The following is a 16,901-nucleotide window of genomic DNA, read 5'->3' as shown; positions in this document are numbered from 1 at the left end:
CGTGGTCCCCTTCTCTAGTGCAGGACGAATCCGCCGTTGACGACGAGTTGCTGGCCGGTGATATACGAGGCCTCGGGTCCCATCAGGAACGCGACGGCGCCGACGAGGTCCGACGGCTGCTGCGGCCGCTCGAGTGCACGGTTGAGGCGGTACAGCTCGTGCCGGTGCTCCGGAACCTTCTGCGCCGATTCGCTTTCGGTCAGACCGGGCGAGACGGTGTTGACGGTGATGCCGTGCGGCCCGAGGTCGCGGGACATGGCGCGGGTCAGCGCGGCCACCCCGCCCTTGGAGGCGATGTAGTGCGCGAGGCGCGGCGAACCGTACAGGGCGGCGTCGGAGCCGATGGTGACGACTCGTCCGCCTCCGTTCCCGATGATGGAGGGAATGATCGCCCTGCTCACGAGGAACGTGCCGCGCAGGTTGACGCCCAGCACCCGGTCCCACTCGTCGATGTCGAGTTCGTGAATCGGTTTGCCGCCCACGCCGTCCGCGAGGGCCGCGTTGTTGACGAGGCCGTACAGCGGACCACCGGAGGTGACGGTGGCCGCCATCGCGTCGACGGACTCCGCGTCGCGGAGATCGACCCGGACGAACTGTGCCTTGACGCCGTCGGCGCGCAGGCTCGCCGCCGCGTCCTCGCCCCAGTCCTCGCGGATGTCGGCGAGCCACAGGGTGGCGCCCTCCTCGCCGAGCCGGCGGGCCAGGGCGAGTCCGAGACCCCGCCCCGCCCCGGTGACGAGAATGCTGCGGCCGTCGAGATTCACGGTCAGTCCCGCGTCACGCCGTGCATGGCCGACGTCTCGGGGTACGTCGGGATCTGCGGCTTCTGCGCGCCGATGATGACGCAGAACAGAGCGTCCTTGTCGCCGTTGTTCTTCAGGCTGCGCGGAACTCCGGCCGGGACGACGATCATGTCGCGGTAACCGAGGGTGCGCTTCTCGACCTGGCCGTCGCGGTGAACACCGACCTCCACCTCGCCCTCGAGCACGAAGAAGGCTTCCTCGGCGTCGTGGTGGGTGTGCTCCGGGCCCTCGGCGCCGGGGGGAAGCAGCATGTTGGAGAACGTGAATCCGCGCGAGACGATGGTGCGGTTGTCGTTCTCGTGGTTACCCGTCGCGCCGGAGCCGACGTAGCGGATCTGCGCGCGCTTGAACTGGTCGCCGGCCTTGGCCTGGAAACCCAGGGTGTCCCAGTCCTCGTGGCGGGAGCCACGGGTGAGGATCAGCGAGTCGGTGAATTCCTTCAGATCGGCGGTGCCGTATTCGAGTGTCATGTCGTGCTCCTTCTCTAGAGGTGGTTGCGTAGGCGTTCGGTGATGTGGATGAAGGATTCGACCCAGGCGTTGAAAGCCTCCGGCCGCTCCTGGTTCGCGAGGTGTCCGGCACCCCGGATGGTGACGAACACGGCACCCGGAATTCCGCCTGCGAGAACCTGACTCGCCGGAACCCCGGTCACTCTGTCCTCGTCTCCGCCGAGGACGAGCGTGGGGATGTCGATCTTCGGCAGATCGGCCGTGTGATCGGTGGCCGCCATCGACTCCGCGGCGTACCCGTAGCCGGGCAGCCGGATCGACGACGCCATGATCGCCGTGGCCTTCGCGGTCACTTGGTCGTCGGCGGTCCCGGACAGCAGCCGCGGGGCCCGTTCGGCGGCAAAGGCTTCCGCGCCTTCCTGCTCGAGCGTCGCGGCCCGGGCGCGCATCCGGCCGGCGGCGTCGCCGTCCGCTCCCGAGCCGACGGTGGAACTGCCGAGCAGCAGACTCCGCACGAGCCCGGGGTGGCGCAGCGCCAGCCGGGTGGCGATCACGCCGCCCCACGACATCCCCAGGAGGTGCGCTCCCGCGTCACCGCAACGGTCGCGGATCACGTCGGCGGCGGCGTCGGCGTAGTCGTCGAGGTCGAACGGACGGCCCGGGTCCTCGCTGCGGCCGTAACCGGGAGCGTCCCAGGCCAGCAGTCGCAGCGACGACGACAGTTCGTCGAACTGCGGCGCGAAACTGTCTGCGCCGCCCCCGATCCCGTGCAGCATGAGCAGCGCGGGGCCGGAACCGGATTCGACGACGTGCGTCACGACGCCCGCCCGAGGTCGAACCGCTCGAACGCACCGGGGTCGGGGATGCCGGCCATGTGGTCGCGGACCTGCTTGGACGGCGGGCCCGCGGTGCCCCACAGGTCGGAGAGTTCGGGAACCCGGCGCCAGACCTTGCACAGCCACCGGTCCTCGTCGACCTGCGCGATGCCGGACGTGTACTCGCACACCAGCCCTGCCGGGTCGGCGAAATAGGAGAAGGTGTTGTCGCCGGGGCCGTGCTTGCCCGGACCCCACAGCGGCACGGTGCCGTGGTGACGCAACCGGCCGATGCCGCGCATGAAGTGGTCGACGGTGGGCATCTCGTAGGCGACGTGATTCACCGACGTCCACTCGGCCTGGTTGAACGCGATGCTGTGATGGTCGGTGTTGCAGCGCAGGAACGCCATCTGGTGCTCGGACCAGTCGGAGACCCGCATGCCCAGGACGTCGCAGTAGAACGTCACCGCGGCGTCGATGTCGACGGTGTTGAGGACGACGTGCGTGACACCGACCGGGACGGCGTCCTCGCGGCCGAGCTTCGGGACCGCGAGCGCGTCGGCGAGCAGTTCGACGACGCGGCCCTCGGGGTCGACCAGGCTGACGCCGTAGCCGCCGCCGAGATCGTCGACCGGCCCCGGGCCGCTGACGATCGGGACGCCGCGGAGTTCGAGTCGGCGGGCGGCCTCGTCGACCTCGGCCGGCGTGGCGACGGCGAACGTGATGCGGCCGAGGCCGTTCCGCTCGGCCTGGGTGAGTTGCAGCGCGTGGTGGTGCTCACCGGTTCCCCGCAGCCAGGCACCGTCCGTGCCCTGCTCGACCACGCGCAGTCCCCACACCTCCGAGTAGAAGTCGGTGGATTCGATGCTGGCCTGTGTGCGCAGTTCGACGGAGCGCAGGCACCGCAGCCGGGCTATGGGTTGGTTCATCGCATGCCTCCAGTTGCTTAGGTCTCAATATCTTAGCGCTAAAGTAATAGGTCGTACAGAGCTGACGGGAATTTCTTTCCGGACGACCTACTACTTCAGCTTCCCCGTGGGCCGATGTGACCGTGGTTCAGTCAGACGGAACCCGTGTGACATTCGGCGAGCAAGCTTCAGTCAGCCCACGAGCGGGTCGCTCAATCAGCCCACGGATTGGGTTCCTCGTCGAGGCCCCAGTAGATGCTCTTCTGCCGCGAGTAGGCGGCGATACCGCTGCGCCCCTTCTCCACCCCGAGCCCGCTCTCCTTGACGCCGCCGAACGGCGTCGAGATGCTGAACTGCTTGTAGGTGTTGATCCACACGGTGCCGGCCTGGAGGCGGCGGGCGAGTTTCCACGCGCGACGGTAGTCGCGCGTCCAGATTCCCGACGCCAGACCGAATACCGAATCATTGGCCTGTGCAACCAGATCCGCGTCGCCGTCGAACGGCAGGACCACCAGGACGGGTCCGAAGATCTCCTCCTGGCAGGTGCGCGAATTGTTGGGGAGCCCGTCGATGATCGTCGGCAGGTAGTACGCGCCGTCGCGGAGCCGTTCGTCGTCGGGGATCGCCCCGCCGCACAACACTCGTCCGCCCTCTTCGCGAGCGAGGTCGACGTATGCGGCGACGCTGTCGCGGTGCTTGCGGTGGACCATCGGCCCGACCTGGGTGTCGGGGTCGCGGCCGGGTCCGAGTCGCAGTCGCTGCGTCTTGGCCACCAGCTTCTCGAGGAATTCGTCGTAGATGAGGCGGTCGACGAACAGCCGGGATCCGGCGATGCAGCTCTGCCCGGTGGACGAGAAGATCCCGTACATGACGCCGTTCACGGCGGCGTCGAGGTCCGCGTCGTCCAGCACGATCGTCGGCGACTTGCCGCCGAGTTCCAACGACACGGGCATCAGCTTGTCGGCTGCCGCGTGCGCGATGGACCGTCCGGTGTTGGTGCCGCCGGTGAACGTCACCTTCCCGACACCGGGGTGGGTGACGATGGCGTCGCCGACCACCGAGCCCTTGCCCGGCAGCACCGACAGCAGTCCGGCAGGCAGTTGTGTTTGGTCGATGAGCCGCGCCAGTTCCAGCGACACCAGCGGCGTCCACTCGGCGGGCTTGAGAACGACGGCGTTGCCTGCCGCCAGCGCGGGCGCGATCTTCTGCGCGTCGCTGGCCACCGGCGAGTTCCACGGTGCGATGGCGCCGACCACGCCGATGGGCTCGAGAACGCTCATCGTGAGGAAGTTGCCGCGTGGGGTGGTGAGGTCGTCGTCCGCGGTTTCGAGGACGGCGGCGAAGTAGCGGAACGTGCCCGCCGCGCTGCCGACGAGTGCGGTGGTCTCGGCGACCGTCTTGCCAGTGTTGTAGCTCTGCAGCAGCGCCAGCCGGGACGTGTTCGCCTCGATCGCGTCGGCGATGCGGTGCAGGTACTTGGCCCGCTGGTGCGGGAGCAGCGCGCGCCACGCCGGGTCGGCGGCGGCGGCGCGGCCCTTCCGGACCGCCTCGTCGGCGTCGTCGGCGGTGGCCTGGTGGATCACCTGCAGGGTTTCGCCGGTCGACGGGTCCGTGACCGCGAAGGCGGGGCCGTTCGCCTGCCGCCACTGCCCGGCGACGAGGATCCGGTCGGCGACCGGGACGAACGGCAGTGTCTGTGGTGCGGTGTCGAGAACGGTCACTGGGAGATCTCCTCGAGGGTCTTTTCGCGGGTTTCGACGGCGAAGAAGCCGACCACGAGGGCACCGATCATTGCGACCGCGGCGAACATTCCGAAGACGACGGTGAGTGTGCCGCCCCCGTCGAGGATGGCGCCGACGGCGAGGGGGCCGACGATGATGCCGAGGCGTCCGCTCGCTCCGCCGATCGCGCAGCCGATGGCTCGCATCCGGGTCGGGTACAGCTCCGCGGTGTAGACGTAGAGCGCCATGTTGACGGCGAAGACGAACAGCGCGGATCCGGCCGACCAGAACAGGACCTTCGTCGCGGTGTCGGCGCCGGAGGCGGCGAGCAGGAAGAGCAGCGAGGAGCACAGGACCATCGACGCGGTGATGCAGATGCGGCGTCCGAGGTTGTCGATGAGGAATGCGACGAGGATGCAGCCGATCAGGCCGGCGACGCTGGTGACGATGCTGTAGTGCAGGGCGGTGTCGACGCTGACGTCGAATGCGGATCGGTACAGCGTCGGCAGCCAGGACGCGATGCCGTAGTTGACGAAGTAGGCGCAGCCCCAGATCGCGGCGAGCATCAGCGTGCGACGCAGGTAGATGCCCCGGAAGGCCTCCGCGAACGTTCCGCGGCGGGTGTCGACGGCGACGGCGGGCAGCGGCTGCGGGGCCGGGAGCGTCTTGCCGTACTTGCCGGTGATCTCGTTCTCGATGCGGGTCATGGCGTTGTGCGCATCCTCGTGGCGGCCACGGGACGCGAGCCAGCGCGGCGACTCTGGCAGTTTCCACAGCAGCGGCAGGAGCACGACGGGCAGCGCGCCGAGCGCGAACAGGATCTTGTAGCCGTAGTTCGGGACCACCCACGCCGACACGATCGCCGACATCACGAGCCCGATCGGGAAGATCACCTCGTAGAGCAGCACGAACCGTCCGCGCTTGTGGGCTTTGGTGATCTCGCCGATGTAGCTCGCTGCGACCGGGACCTCGGCGCCGAGGCCGATGCCCTGCACGAATCGGAAGACGAGGAAGAGCATCAGGCTGTCGGTGAACGCCATGCCGAGGCTCATCACGGCGTAGAGCGCGAGCGAGAAGATGATGACGTTGAGCCGGCCGACGCGGTCGGCGAACCAGCCGCCGGCGAGGGCGCCGACGAGCATGCCGATGCCGCCGATGGCGATCACCCAGGCGATGTCGCCGGGGGTCAGACCCCACTTGGGGATGAGAACGGGGAGAGAGTACGCGATCATCAGCTGGTCGAAGCCGTCGAAGAACGTGACGGCGCCGACGATGACGCGGGCCTTGATGTGCCACCTGCTCATCGGCAGGCGTTCGAGTCGGGCGCTGATCATCTCAGCTGTGGCAGCCATGGCGGGCGATACCGTCGTCATGAGCATCCTCAGGGTCGGGTCGAGGCATTTACTTAAGCCCTCAAAGGCTTACCACTAAGATGTAATCTCACGCACATGAGAAACGTCAACCCTTGACTTTGGAAGAAACATGTTATTCACACCTGTGCGTACTTCTTAACCTTCCGCGGTTAACAAGTGCTCACGGGTGAGAGAGCCGTCGACTACGCGGTGGACTGCATCCATTCTGCACAGATGCGTGTGGTCATGTGTCACCAGCAGCGTCGCGACCTCGCGCTCTCGCACCACACCGAGGATCAGATCCATGATCGCGGCGCCCCGTTCCTGGTCGAGCGCGCTGGTCGGCTCGTCGACGACCAGCAGCGACGGATCGTTCATCAGCGCCCGGGCCAGGTTGACCCGCTGCCGCTGCCCACCCGACAACTGCGCGGGCCGCTTCCCTGCATGGTCTGCGAGGCCGACGGCGTCGAGCAGGTCGCGAGCCTTCGCGCGCCCGGCCCGCCGCGGCACGAACATCCGCTGCCCGAGATGCGCCATCACCTCCAGTTGTTCGAGGGCCGTCAACGACGACACCAGATTGGACTGCTGGAACACGATGCCGATCCGGTCGCGGCGCAGCGTGGACGCCTCCCGCCGGCTCAGCGCGGTGAGTTCGGTGGTGCCCAACCGGACGGAGCCCGAGTCGGGCCGGATCAGCGTCGACGCCACCGCGAGGAGCGTCGACTTTCCGGAACCGGACGGACCGGTGATCGCGGCGATCTCACCCCGGCCGAGGGCCAGCGACACCGAGTCGAGGGCGGTGACGCGTCCCGCGCCGTCGGGGTAGGTGAGGGTGACGTCGTCGAGGGTGAGGGCGGGGGTGGTCATCGTGTGCTCCCGAGGGCGGTGAGGGGGTCGGTGGTGAACAGGAAGCGGAGCGCGAACGCGGCGCCGAGGAGGCCCAGCCCGACGAGAGCGGTGGCGGGCAGGACAGTGGTGGAGATGTCGAGCACGAACGGCACGGCGTCGCCGATCATCGACCCGGCCACCGCTGCCGTCCCGACACCGACACCCACGCCGGCGAGCAGGACGACGAGCGCCTGCCCGAGCGCGTCCTGCACGAGCGACCCGGTGGACGCGCCGAGCGCCTTCAACGTCGCGACATCGGGGGTCCGCTGGAGGGTCCAGACCGTGAAGAACGCGCCGATCACCAGCGCGGAGATCGCGAACAGCATCACCGTCATCAACGTCAGTGACCCGTTCTCGGAGGTATAGGAGCCGATGGCGGAGAAGGAGTCGGCCACACTTCGGGAGGTCGTCCCCGCGACGGCGTTCGTGGCGTCGTCCCCGCCGGCCACCGCGAGCACCGTCGCCGCACCCCCACGCGGGTTCGCGTGCTGCCAGTCGGCGAGCGTCATCCACACGGCCGGGCTGTGGCCGTACCAGTCGTCGCCGCGGACTGCGGTCACGGCGAAGGTGACGTCGCCGACGGTGAGACGGTCGCCGGCGCCGACGCCGAGGGATCGCGCCGCGCCTGCCCCGAGGATCACGGTTCCCGGCGCGGACGGTGAACGGTCGCCCACACCGCCGTCCGCGCCGACCAGTGCCACCCCCTTCGCCGGACCTCCTACTGCCGACGCCGAGCCTCGTCCGACGCCGATCGGCTGCACCGAGTCGGCGCTCCGCCGCCAGACGGCCACCTGCTCGGACGTCAGCACGGACTCGTCGAACCACGGACCGTCGTCGGAGGCGGCGAAGACCACCGACTCCGCGTCGATGCGTTCCACGACGGACACGTTCTGATGACGCAGTCCGGCCGTGAGGCCGCTGAGAAACGTGACGAGCAGCGCAATCAGCACCACGACGACGGATATCAGCGCGAAGCGACCACGCGCGGCACGCAGGTCTCTCGATGCGACGAACACAGGTGGTCCTCTCCAGATCACGACCGACGCCGCAGTCGATGCGGGCCGGGGCGGCCCTCACGGCCTCCGAACTCACCGTGCCCCGGACACGACACGGTTCCATCGCACGTGCGGTGGAATTCTCGGTGGTCGAAGGTCGGGTGCGCGTTCCGACTTTCGATGGATGCCGGGTGCGGTCGCGTCGATAAGCTGGGCGGGGTGCACCGCTCCCCTCTCACGCCCGTGTTCGCGGGACTCCAACTGGGACTGCATGCGCTGATCGCGGCGCTCACTGCAGTCGTGATCTTGCGCGCCGTCCTTCCGGACGTACCACAGGCACCGGCGATCGTGGTGCTGTCGGTGGCGTTTCTCGCGGTGTACGCGGCGGGAGCGACGCGTCGTCTGCGCGGGACGTGGTGGCTCGCAGCGCTGACGGCTTTGTGGGTGGCGCTGATGGTCCTCGCCCCCGACGCCGCCTATCTCGCGTTCGGGCTGTTCTTCCTGTACCTGCATCTGCTGCCGCGACGCTGGGGAGTCCTGGCGGTCGCAGCCGCGACCGTCGTGGCGGTCGTGGGCACCGGAATGCACCGCGGCTGGAGCGTCGCGGGTGTCGTCGGTCCGGTGATCGGTGCGTGCGTCGCGGTGGCGATCGGCCTCGGCTACCGGGCGTTGTACCGGGAGGCTGTCGAACGCGATCGCCTCATCGACGAATTGACCCGAACCCGAGCCGAACTCGCCGAGCAGGAACGTGCCGCCGGCTCCCTGACCGAACGTGAGCGGCTCGCACGCGAGATCCACGACACCGTCGCGCAGGATCTGTCGAGCATTCAGATGCTGCTCCACGCCGTCGAACGCGCCGCCCCCGACCACCCCGCCCGGGACCGCATCCGGTTGGCGCGGGAGACGGCCGCCGACAGCCTCGCCGAAACCCGTCAGCTCATCGGCGATCTCACACCCGCCGTCCTCGACGGGCAGTCACTCGTGGACGCGCTCGCACGGATCTGCACGCAGGCGAGGAACGACACGTTCGACACCATTGCCGTGGTCGAGGGGGAGCCGGTGCGATTGCCGATGCCCGTCGAGGCGGCGTTGGTGCGGATTGCGCAGGGCGCGGTGTCGAACGTGGTCCGGCACGCGCACGCATCCCGGATGGCGGTCACGCTCACCTACTACGAGGACGCGGTCCGGTTGGACGTCGTCGACGACGGCGGCGGCTTCGATGTCGCACTCCTCGACCGTGAACCGTCGAAAGCGTTCGGGCTGAATTCGATTCGCCGACGCGTCGAGCTGCTCGACGGGTCGATGTCGGTGGAGTCGGAACCAGGACTGACCGCGGTCGCGGTGTCGTTCCCACTCGAGGTCGGCACATGATCCGACTGCTGCTCGCCGACGACCACGCGATCGTTCGCGCGGGCCTGCGCGCCCTCCTCGAGCACGAGCACGACATCGAGGTGGTCGGCGAGGCTGCCACCGCCGACGCCGCCGTGGCGTTGTGCGCGACGACTCCGGTCGACCTGGTGCTCATGGACCTCCGGTTCGGCGCCGGCACCTCGGGTGTGGACGCCACCCGGAACCTGCGGTCCCTGCCGAACCCACCGCACGTGCTGGTCGTCACCAACTACGACACGGACGCCGACATCCTCGACGCGGTCGCGGCCGGCGCCGCCGGGTATCTCCTGAAGGACACTCCCCCGCCCGAACTCCTCGCCGCCGTCCGCGCGGCGTCGGCCGGCGACAGCGTCCTCTCCCCGGCCGTGGCGTCGAAACTGATGACGCGCGTACGCCGACCTGCCACCAGCCTCAGCCCACGGGAGATCCAGGTGCTGACGTTGGTGGCTGCCGGGCGATCCAATCGGGAGATCGGTAAGGAACTCTTCCTCTCCGAGACCACCGTGAAGTCCCATCTCGTCCACATCTTCGGCAAACTCGGCGTCAAGTCCCGGACCTCCGCAATCGCGCGGGCCCGCGAGCTGGGCACCATCCCCAGGTGAGTGGCAATGTGTGTGGACGCACACTTTGCCACTCACATCCGTTTACGCTGGGGAAATGGACCCACCGGTCGTCCAGTACATCCAGCGGGACGGGCACGCGCTGGCGTATCAGGTGGTGGGCGGCGGTTCGCTGGACGTGGTGTGGCTCTTCGAGATCAACATGCACCTCGACCTGATGTGGACCGACCCGCAGATCCACTACCTGATGGAAAGGGGCAGCACGTTCGCCCGCACCGCTTACTTCCAGCAGCGGGGGCTGGGCCTGTCCGACCCGGTCGACCACCTGCCGACGCTCGAGGAGCAGGCCGACGACATCGTCGCGGTCATGGACGAGATCGGGATGCGCGAGGCACTGCTGGTGGGCGTGGCCAGCGCGAGCGGCGCCGTCGCGCTCGTGGCGGCGCGGTCACCGGAACGAGTCACCGGAGTGCTGCTGATCCAGCCGTTCGCCGAACGCCTGATCGGCGGTGACCACGATCCGGAGGGATGGTCGACCGCCGAACGGGACCACTTCGTCGAGGGATGGCGGGCGGCCACGGAGGTGTGGGGGTCGGGCGCGACCGTCCCGTTGTGGGATCCCGGCGAGGATTCCCCGTTCAACCGACGGCTGATGTCGATGCTCGAGCGAAGTTCGGCGACACCGGCCGTCGCGCGCGCCCACCTGGAGTGGATCTTCCGCCTCGACTACTCCGACATACTGCCGGCGATCCCGTGCCCGGCCCGGATCGTGATCGTCTCGGGCAGTCCCGTTCCCGCGGCCGCCGCGCGGTACGTCGCCGATCACATCCCGCAGAGCACTTTCCATCTGCTGCCGCCCGCGCCGACCGGCGCGTCGCTCGGGGAGGCGTGGAAGCCGATCATCGACGACGTCGAGCAACTCGCCACCGGTGGTCACCCGACACCGGACGCCGGGCAGTTCGTTGCGTCCGTGTTGTTCACCGACGTCGTCGGGTCGACGGAGATGCTCGCCAGGATCGGCGATGGCGCCTACCGGGAACTCCGCGCCGCCCACGAACGGCAGGTGCGCGACGGGGTGGAGAGGGCGGGCGGACGCCTCCTCAACGTCGCGGGCGACGGCACGTTCAGCATCTTCGACGGCCCCACCTCGGCGATCCGGTGTGCGCGGAGCGTCGTCGACGACGCGTGCGCCCTCGGCCTCGACGTGCGGGCCGGCGTACACACCGGGCAGGTGGAGCGGAACGGGCCCGACGTCAGCGGGATGACCGTCCACATCGGAGCGCGCATCGGAGCGACGGCCCGCGCCGGGGAAGTGCTGGTGTCACGTACCGTGCGCGACCTCGTGGTGGGGTCGGGTCTCCGGTTCACCGAAGTCGGTGAACACGAACTCAAGGGTGTCCCGGGTCGATGGATCCTCTACGCGCTCTCCGACGCGGACACACCCCGGATGGTGCCGCGGCGCGCACCACGGCTCAGCGTCATCGACCAGGCCATCCTGCGCACCGCGAAGCGGGCACCGCAGGCACTGCGCGCGCTCGTCGGCGCCGCCAACGCGAGGCAACGCCGACTGTCCCGCTGACCCCAGGTGAGTGGCAAAGCGTGCGCCAGCACACTTTGCCACTCACGTCACCTCACACCGCCACGGTGGACCGGCGGGCAGGCGCGTGCTGGATGTCGGGCGTCGAGTATTTCCGAACGATCGCGACGAGGCAGAGCAGCCCGATCGCTCCGGCGCCGGCGAGGAAGGCGCCGACCCGCCAGGCGTTGGACGCGTCGCCGTTGATGAGCAGCACCATGACCATCGGTGAGAAGCCACCGATGATGGCGGAGATCTGGTAGCCGAGGGAGGCACCGGAGAATCGGATCTCGGGCGGGAACAGTTCCGCGAACAGCGTTCCCTGCGTTCCGGTCTGGAACGACATGACGATCACGGCGCCGAAGACGGCGAGCGCGAACGGCCACAGCGTGCCCTGGCTCGAGTGTCCGATCATGAGCCACATGGGGATTCCCCACAGCAGCATTCCGGCGGTGCCGATTCCGAAGATCAGCTTCCGGCCGTAGATGTCGGAGAGGTATCCGGCCAGCGGTACCAGCGGAATCATCAGAACGCAGGCGGCGAGGATGAAGCCGAGCACGGTCGAGCGTTCGATCCCGAGGTATGTGGTGGCGAACTGCACGGACCCCGTGATCATCGTGTAGAAGAAGATGACGCCGATGGCGTTCGCGCCGGCCGCGGTGAGTACGGTGCCGGGATTGTTGCGCAGCACCTGCAGGATCGGCGACTTCCGCGCGACCGGAGCCTCGGCGAGCTTCTTCGACAGTTCCCGGAACTCGGGTGTCTCCTCCAGGTAGCGGTGGATGACGAAGGCGACCGGCAGCATCACGAGGCTGATCCAGAACGGGATGCGCCACGCCCACGCGAGGAACGACTCGGAGTCGAATACCGCTGTGATGACGAGGAAGACGACGTTTCCGAGCACGACGCCGATGGGCACGCCGAGTTGCGCGAAGCTGCCGTAGAACCCGCGACGTCCGGCGGGGGCGTTCTCGGTGGCGAGGAGGACGGCACCGCCCCATTGCGCTCCGACGGCGAGGCCCTGGCAGATCCGCAGCGTCACGAGAATCGTGGGTGCGAGCCACACGAGTTGGGTGTTGGGCACGAGGCCGATCAGCGACGTCGCGACGGCCATCATCACGATGGCCGCGACGAGTACCGGTTTGCGACCCACCTTGTCGCCGAAGTGGCCGGCGAGGACGCCGCCGATCGGCCGGGCGACGAAACCGACCGCCACCGTGGCGAACGAGTTGAGGGCGGCGACGACCTGGCTGTCGGTCGCGAAGAACGTGGCGTTGAAGACGAGTGCGGCGGCGGTCGCGTAGATGAAGAAGTCGTACCACTCGAGTGAGGTCGAGATGGCGGCCGCGAACGAGGCGCGCGCGGCCCGGGGCTTGCCCGCGCGTTGTGTGTTCGAATCGGTGGGCATGGTGGTCTCCTGCTCAGTCTTGGGCAATGGAACCGAATGTGTCTCGGAGAACGCGTTTGAGGATCTTGCCGCTCGGGTTCTTCGGGAGGGAGTCGGCGACGATCACGTATTTGGGCACCTTGTATCCGGCGAGTCGTCCGCGGCAGTGCTCCACGACGTCTTTCTCGTCGAGTTCGAGGCCGGCGGCGGGGACCACGACTGCGGCGACCGCTTCGATCCACCGTGGGTGCGGCACCGCGAACACGGCGGCCTCACCGACGCCGTCGAGTTCGTAGAGCGTTTCCTCGACCTCCCGGGTCGCGACGTTCTCCCCGCCGGACTTGATCATGTCCTTCTTGCGGTCGACCACCCACAGGTATCCGTCCTCGTCGAGGTAGCCGAGGTCGCCGGAGTGGAACCACCCGCCCGCGAATGCTTCCGCGGTCTTCTCGGGTTGTCCGAGATAGCCGACGGTGGCGTGCGGGCTGCGGTGCACGATCTCGCCGACCTCGCCCGCGGGAAGCGGAAGGTCCCGGTCGTCGACGATGCGTGTCTCCACGTTGAGAGCGGGTTTGCCCGCCGAACCACCGCGCGTCTCTTGATCTTCCGGCCCGAGCGCCGTCGCGAGTGACGCCATTTCCGTCTGCCCGTAGAAGTTCCACAGCCGGATACCCGGCAACCGGTGGTTCATTTCGCGCAGGATCTCCACCGGCAGCGGTGATGCGCCGTAGTAGCCCTTGCGCAGCGAACGCAGGTCGGCGCTCTCGAACTCGGGTGACTGCAGCAGCGAGATCCACACCGTCGGAGGGCAGAACAGGTTGGTCACCTGCTCGGCCTCGATGGTGCGGAGCAGCACCTGCGGGTCGGGCCCGTCGACGATGATGCTCGTCGCGCCGAGATAGATGTCGGTGCTGAGGAAGTTGTCGAGCTGAGCGCAGTGGTACAGCGGCAGCGCGTGCACCTCCACGTCGTCGCTGCTCATGCCGCCGGTGACGATGCAGCTGATGTACTGCCACATCAGCGACCGGCTGGTGAGCATCGCACCCTTGGGCCGTGATTCGGTACCGGACGTGTACATGATGCGGACCACGTCGTCGTCCGCCACGAACACCTCGGGCGGCGAACCGAATTCGCCCTCGGCCCAGTCCGTCACCGAACGCCACCCATCTGGTGTGGCCGTATCGCCGAGCGGAATCGTGGCCCGCACCCGGACGCTTCCCGTCGATTCCGCGAGCGCCTTCTCGGCAACGGGCACCAGGGCGTCCTCGACGACGAACGCGTGGGCTGCGCAGTCGTCGAGGATGTATGCGATCTCCCCGCCGGTCAGCATGAAATTGACCGGCACGAGAACCACACCGAGCCGGGCGGTCGCGAAGTTCAGCACCGGGTACTGCCAGCAGTTATGCGACAACAACACGAGCCGGTCGCCCCGCGTCAGCCCCTCGGAGTGCAGGGCCGCCGCGACCCTGTCGATCAGGGTGTCGAATTCGGCGAACGTGAGCCGGACGTCGCGGTGCACGACGGCGAGCTTGTCCGGGGAACGCGCCGCGGACCGCCGCGGAATGTCGCCGATGCTCTGCTGCCGGGCGTGCGTGGTGGCCTCGTTCACCCGCGGACTTCTGTCAGTACCGGGGTGGCGGCGAACTCGGCGCGGGCGAGGGAGCGGCGGTGCACCTGGTCGGGACCGTCGGCGATCTGCAGGAACCGGGCCTGCGCGTAGAGCACCGGCAGGATCGTGTCCTGCGACAGGCCGGCGCCGCCGAAGATCTGCATCGCGTCGTCGACGATCCGCTTGACCGTCAGCGGGACCATCACCTTGGCGGCGGCGATGTCGTGACGGGCCGCCTTCGTGCCCTCGGCGTCCATCCGCCAGGCGGCCCGCAGCACCAGCAGCCGGGCGGCGTCGAGGTGGATCCGCGCGTCCGCGACGGTCGCCTGCACGACCCCCTCGTCGGCGAGGGGCCTGCCGAACGCCACCCGGGTGCGGGCGCGTTCGGTCATCAGCGCAATCGCCCGCTCGGCCATGCCGATCAACCGCATGCAGTGGTGGATGCGCCCCGGACCGAGGCGGGCCTGCGCGACCGCGAAGCCCTTGCCGCGCGGTCCGAGCAGGTTCGCCCTGGGGACGCGGACCTTGTCGAAGACGATCTCGCCGTGCCCGCCCTCGTGGCGGTCGGTGAAGCCGAGCACCGTGGTGGACCGGACGATGGCCAGACCGGGGGTGTCCATGGGAACGAGGACGATGCTGTGCCGGCTGCCGACCGGGGCACCTGGGTCGGTGACGCCCATGACCATCGCCACCCGGCAGTCGTCGCGCAGGGCCGCGGTGGACCACCACTTGCGGCCGGTCAGCACCCAGTCGTCGCCGTCCTCGGCGATCTCGAGCCGGACGTTGTTGGCGTCCGAGCTCGCGACGTCGGGTTCGGTCATCGAGAAGCACGACCGGAACTCGCCCGCGAGCAGGGGTTCGAGCCATTCCCGCTTCTGCTCGTCGGTGCCGTACAGGTGCAGCAGCTCCATGTTGCCGGTGTCGGGCGGGTTGCAGTTGAACGCCTCGGGCGCGATCAGCGGGCTCCAGCCGGTGAGTTCCGCCAGGGGCGCGTACTCGAGGTTCGTCAGGCCCGCACCCTCGCGCGCGGGCAGGAAGAGATTCCACAGGCCCTCGCGCTTCGCGGCCGCCTTCAGGTCGGCCACGATCGGCGGCGCACCCCAGTGGTCCGGCTTCGACGCCAGTTGCTCCTCGGCGATCGTCTCGGCAGGCAGTACCCGCTCCTGCATGAACTTCGTCAGCTTCGCTTGCAGTTCCAGCACTTTCGGGCTGTAGTCGAAATCCACTTCGGTGGCTCCAATCTCTTCGGTGGTGCCGCGGTCAGCGGCGGAGTTCGGACACGGGCGACACGGCGGCGAGGTCGAGTGCACGCTGCAACAGCGGGCCGACCATGTCGCCGACGTCGTCGAAACCCCCACCAACGGTGTCGCCCTGTGCGTGCCTGGCATTGATGCCCTCGAGGATGACGGCGATCTTGAAATCGGCGAACACCGTGTACCAGTCGATGTCGGGGATCTCGATGCCGCGCCGCGTGGCGTATCGGTCGAGAAGTTCGGCACGGGTGGGGAATCCGTCGAGTCGGGCGAGACCCCTGGTCACCGGGTTGTCGACGGCGCCGGGGTGGTCCCAGAAGCTCAGCATGATCCCGACGTCGGCGAGCGTGTCGCCGAGCGTGGCCATTTCCCAGTCCAGAACGGCGACGATCTTCCCGGCGTCGTCGCGGGACGCGAGCACGTTGTCGAGTTTGACGTCGCCGTGGACGATGCCCGGGAAGTGCGAGGTGGGCAGCGCCCGGCGCAGCTTGTCGAGCAGCACGGACACCTCGGGCCGATCGGTGGTGCGCGAGGCCTCCCACTGCCGGGACCAACGGTCGAGCTGACGTTCGAGGTATCCGCCGGGGCGGCCGAACGAGCCGAGCCCGACCGCGGCGGGGTCGACGCCGTGCAGTGCGGCCAGGGTGTCGGCGAGGTCGAGTCCGAGCCGGCGACGGTCGTCCGGGGTGAGTGCCGACGCCTGCTCGACCGTTCCGACCGGCGTTCCGTCCACCAGTTCCATGAGGTAGAACGCGGCTCCGAGCACGTCCTTGTCCTCGCACAGCAGCACCGCGTCGGGCACCGGGACGGCGGTTCCCGCCAGTCCCCTGATCACGGTGAACTCGCGCTTCATGTCGTGAGCGCTGGGCAGGACGTGCCCGTACGGTGGCCGCCGCAGAACCCACGTCCGGTCGGCGTCGGCGACGCGGTAGGTGGGGTTCGATCGGCCACCGCTGATGAGCGAGACGGCGAGGTCGCCGCGCACCCCGCCCTCGAGTGCGTCGTCGAGGTAGTGGGCGAGAGCGGTGAGGTCGACGCCGGCCGAATCCTCCCGGTCCTCGTGGGTGTCCGCTTCGGCGTGGGACGTCGTCATCCGCTGCGTCCTTTCGAATACTTCGATCTTCAGCCAAACGCTCGTTCGGCCAGTTCTCATCATCAACCGAGTGAACGTCGGAAGTCAATATCTCCTTATACAG

General features: G+C 68.5%; 15 protein-coding genes. 3 read left to right on the top strand and 12 right to left on the bottom strand.

From position 1 onward, the window contains the following. Positions 1-14 precede the first annotated feature (14 nt). The 8 genes from QM841_RS14990 to QM841_RS14955 form a co-directional block, all read right to left on the bottom strand. Complete coding sequence (locus QM841_RS14990; protein WP_283332584.1) at positions 15-764, bottom strand: 3-oxoacyl-ACP reductase family protein; 750 nt, start codon at positions 762-764, stop codon at positions 15-17. A 2-nt stretch (positions 765-766) separates the two neighbouring features. Then, positions 767-1,273, bottom strand: a complete 507-nt coding sequence (locus QM841_RS14985; RefSeq protein ID WP_005248926.1) for a cupin domain-containing protein — start codon at positions 1,271-1,273, stop codon at positions 767-769. Between the two features lie 14 nt (positions 1,274-1,287). Next, positions 1,288-2,070 carry an alpha/beta fold hydrolase gene (locus QM841_RS14980; protein ID WP_280781939.1) on the bottom strand — a complete coding sequence of 261 codons (783 nt, stop codon included), beginning with the start codon at positions 2,068-2,070 and terminating at the stop codon, positions 1,288-1,290. Further along, positions 2,067-2,996 (bottom strand): VOC family protein, encoded by a 930-nt coding sequence (locus QM841_RS14975; RefSeq protein WP_005254764.1) that lies wholly within the window; start codon positions 2,994-2,996, stop codon positions 2,067-2,069. The genes QM841_RS14980 and QM841_RS14975 overlap by 4 nt, the downstream gene beginning before the upstream one ends. Before the next feature lie 191 nt (positions 2,997-3,187). Then, positions 3,188-4,696 (bottom strand): aldehyde dehydrogenase, encoded by a 1,509-nt coding sequence (locus QM841_RS14970; protein ID WP_283332583.1) that lies wholly within the window; start codon positions 4,694-4,696, stop codon positions 3,188-3,190. Continuing rightward, positions 4,693-6,075 (bottom strand): MFS transporter, encoded by a 1,383-nt coding sequence (locus tag QM841_RS14965; protein ID WP_317569642.1) that lies wholly within the window; start codon positions 6,073-6,075, stop codon positions 4,693-4,695. Before QM841_RS14965 ends, QM841_RS14970 begins: the two co-directional genes overlap by 4 nt. A 129-nt stretch (positions 6,076-6,204) precedes the next feature. Further along, complete coding sequence (locus QM841_RS14960; RefSeq protein WP_283332582.1) at positions 6,205-6,915, bottom strand: ABC transporter ATP-binding protein; 711 nt, start codon at positions 6,913-6,915, stop codon at positions 6,205-6,207. Then, positions 6,912-7,952: an ABC transporter permease gene (locus QM841_RS14955; protein ID WP_283332581.1), complete on the bottom strand. Its 1,041-nt coding sequence runs from the start codon at positions 7,950-7,952 to the stop codon at positions 6,912-6,914. Before QM841_RS14955 ends, QM841_RS14960 begins: the two co-directional genes overlap by 4 nt. Positions 7,953-8,150: 198 nt before the next feature. On the opposite strand from QM841_RS14955, the gene QM841_RS14950 reads away from it, so the two are divergent. From QM841_RS14950 to QM841_RS14940, 3 genes are read left to right on the top strand one after another with little or no spacing between them, the layout of a single operon-like run. Next, positions 8,151-9,302 carry a sensor histidine kinase gene (locus QM841_RS14950; protein ID WP_283332580.1) on the top strand — a complete coding sequence of 384 codons (1,152 nt, stop codon included), beginning with the start codon at positions 8,151-8,153 and terminating at the stop codon, positions 9,300-9,302. Next, positions 9,299-9,922, top strand: a complete 624-nt coding sequence (locus QM841_RS14945) for a response regulator (protein WP_061041732.1) — start codon at positions 9,299-9,301, stop codon at positions 9,920-9,922. The genes QM841_RS14950 and QM841_RS14945 overlap by 4 nt, the downstream gene beginning before the upstream one ends. A 55-nt stretch (positions 9,923-9,977) precedes the next feature. Next, on the top strand, positions 9,978-11,459 hold the full coding sequence (locus QM841_RS14940) for an adenylate/guanylate cyclase domain-containing protein (RefSeq protein ID WP_283332579.1): 1,482 nt from the start codon (positions 9,978-9,980) through the stop codon (positions 11,457-11,459). 52 nt (positions 11,460-11,511) lie between these two features. Here the strand turns inward: QM841_RS14940 and QM841_RS14935 are convergent, their stop codons facing one another. The 4 genes from QM841_RS14935 to QM841_RS14920 are packed head-to-tail and all read right to left on the bottom strand — an operon-like array spanning position 11,512 to position 16,798. After that, a complete protein-coding gene (locus QM841_RS14935) occupies positions 11,512-12,864 on the bottom strand; it encodes an MFS transporter (RefSeq protein WP_283332578.1) in 1,353 nt (450 codons plus the stop codon). Between the two features lie 13 nt (positions 12,865-12,877). Continuing rightward, positions 12,878-14,452 carry an acyl-CoA synthetase gene (locus QM841_RS14930; RefSeq protein WP_283332577.1) on the bottom strand — a complete coding sequence of 525 codons (1,575 nt, stop codon included), beginning with the start codon at positions 14,450-14,452 and terminating at the stop codon, positions 12,878-12,880. Then, positions 14,449-15,678 carry an acyl-CoA dehydrogenase family protein gene (locus QM841_RS14925; protein WP_283332576.1) on the bottom strand — a complete coding sequence of 410 codons (1,230 nt, stop codon included), beginning with the start codon at positions 15,676-15,678 and terminating at the stop codon, positions 14,449-14,451. The genes QM841_RS14930 and QM841_RS14925 overlap by 4 nt, the downstream gene beginning before the upstream one ends. A gap of 34 nt (positions 15,679-15,712) precedes the next feature. Then, positions 15,713-16,798: a phosphotransferase family protein gene (locus QM841_RS14920; protein ID WP_283332575.1), complete on the bottom strand. Its 1,086-nt coding sequence runs from the start codon at positions 16,796-16,798 to the stop codon at positions 15,713-15,715. Positions 16,799-16,901: the final 103 nt, after the last annotated feature.

Source organism: Rhodococcus sp. IEGM 1307, from assembly GCF_030056915.1.
Taxonomy (GTDB): Bacteria; Actinomycetota; Actinomycetes; order Mycobacteriales; family Mycobacteriaceae; genus Rhodococcus_F; species Rhodococcus_F opacus_D.
This window is presented reverse-complemented; position numbering and strand designations above follow the sequence as displayed.

Coding starts and splice junctions, on each gene's coding strand:
- QM841_RS14985 (WP_005248926.1), bottom strand. CDS start 1,273: ATGACACTCGAATACGGCACCGCCGATCTGAAGGAATTCACCGACTCG.
- QM841_RS14975 (WP_005254764.1), bottom strand. CDS start 2,996: ATGAACCAACCCATAGCCCGGCTGCGGTGCCTGCGCTCCGTCGAACTG.
- QM841_RS14965 (WP_317569642.1), bottom strand. CDS start 6,075: ATGCTCATGACGACGGTATCGCCCGCCATGGCTGCCACAGCTGAGATG.
- QM841_RS14960 (WP_283332582.1), bottom strand. CDS start 6,915: ATGACCACCCCCGCCCTCACCCTCGACGACGTCACCCTCACCTACCCC.
- QM841_RS14945 (WP_061041732.1), top strand. CDS start 9,299: ATGATCCGACTGCTGCTCGCCGACGACCACGCGATCGTTCGCGCGGGC.
- QM841_RS14940 (WP_283332579.1), top strand. CDS start 9,978: ATGGACCCACCGGTCGTCCAGTACATCCAGCGGGACGGGCACGCGCTG.
- QM841_RS14935 (WP_283332578.1), bottom strand. CDS start 12,864: ATGCCCACCGATTCGAACACACAACGCGCGGGCAAGCCCCGGGCCGCG.
- QM841_RS14920 (WP_283332575.1), bottom strand. CDS start 16,798: ATGACGACGTCCCACGCCGAAGCGGACACCCACGAGGACCGGGAGGAT.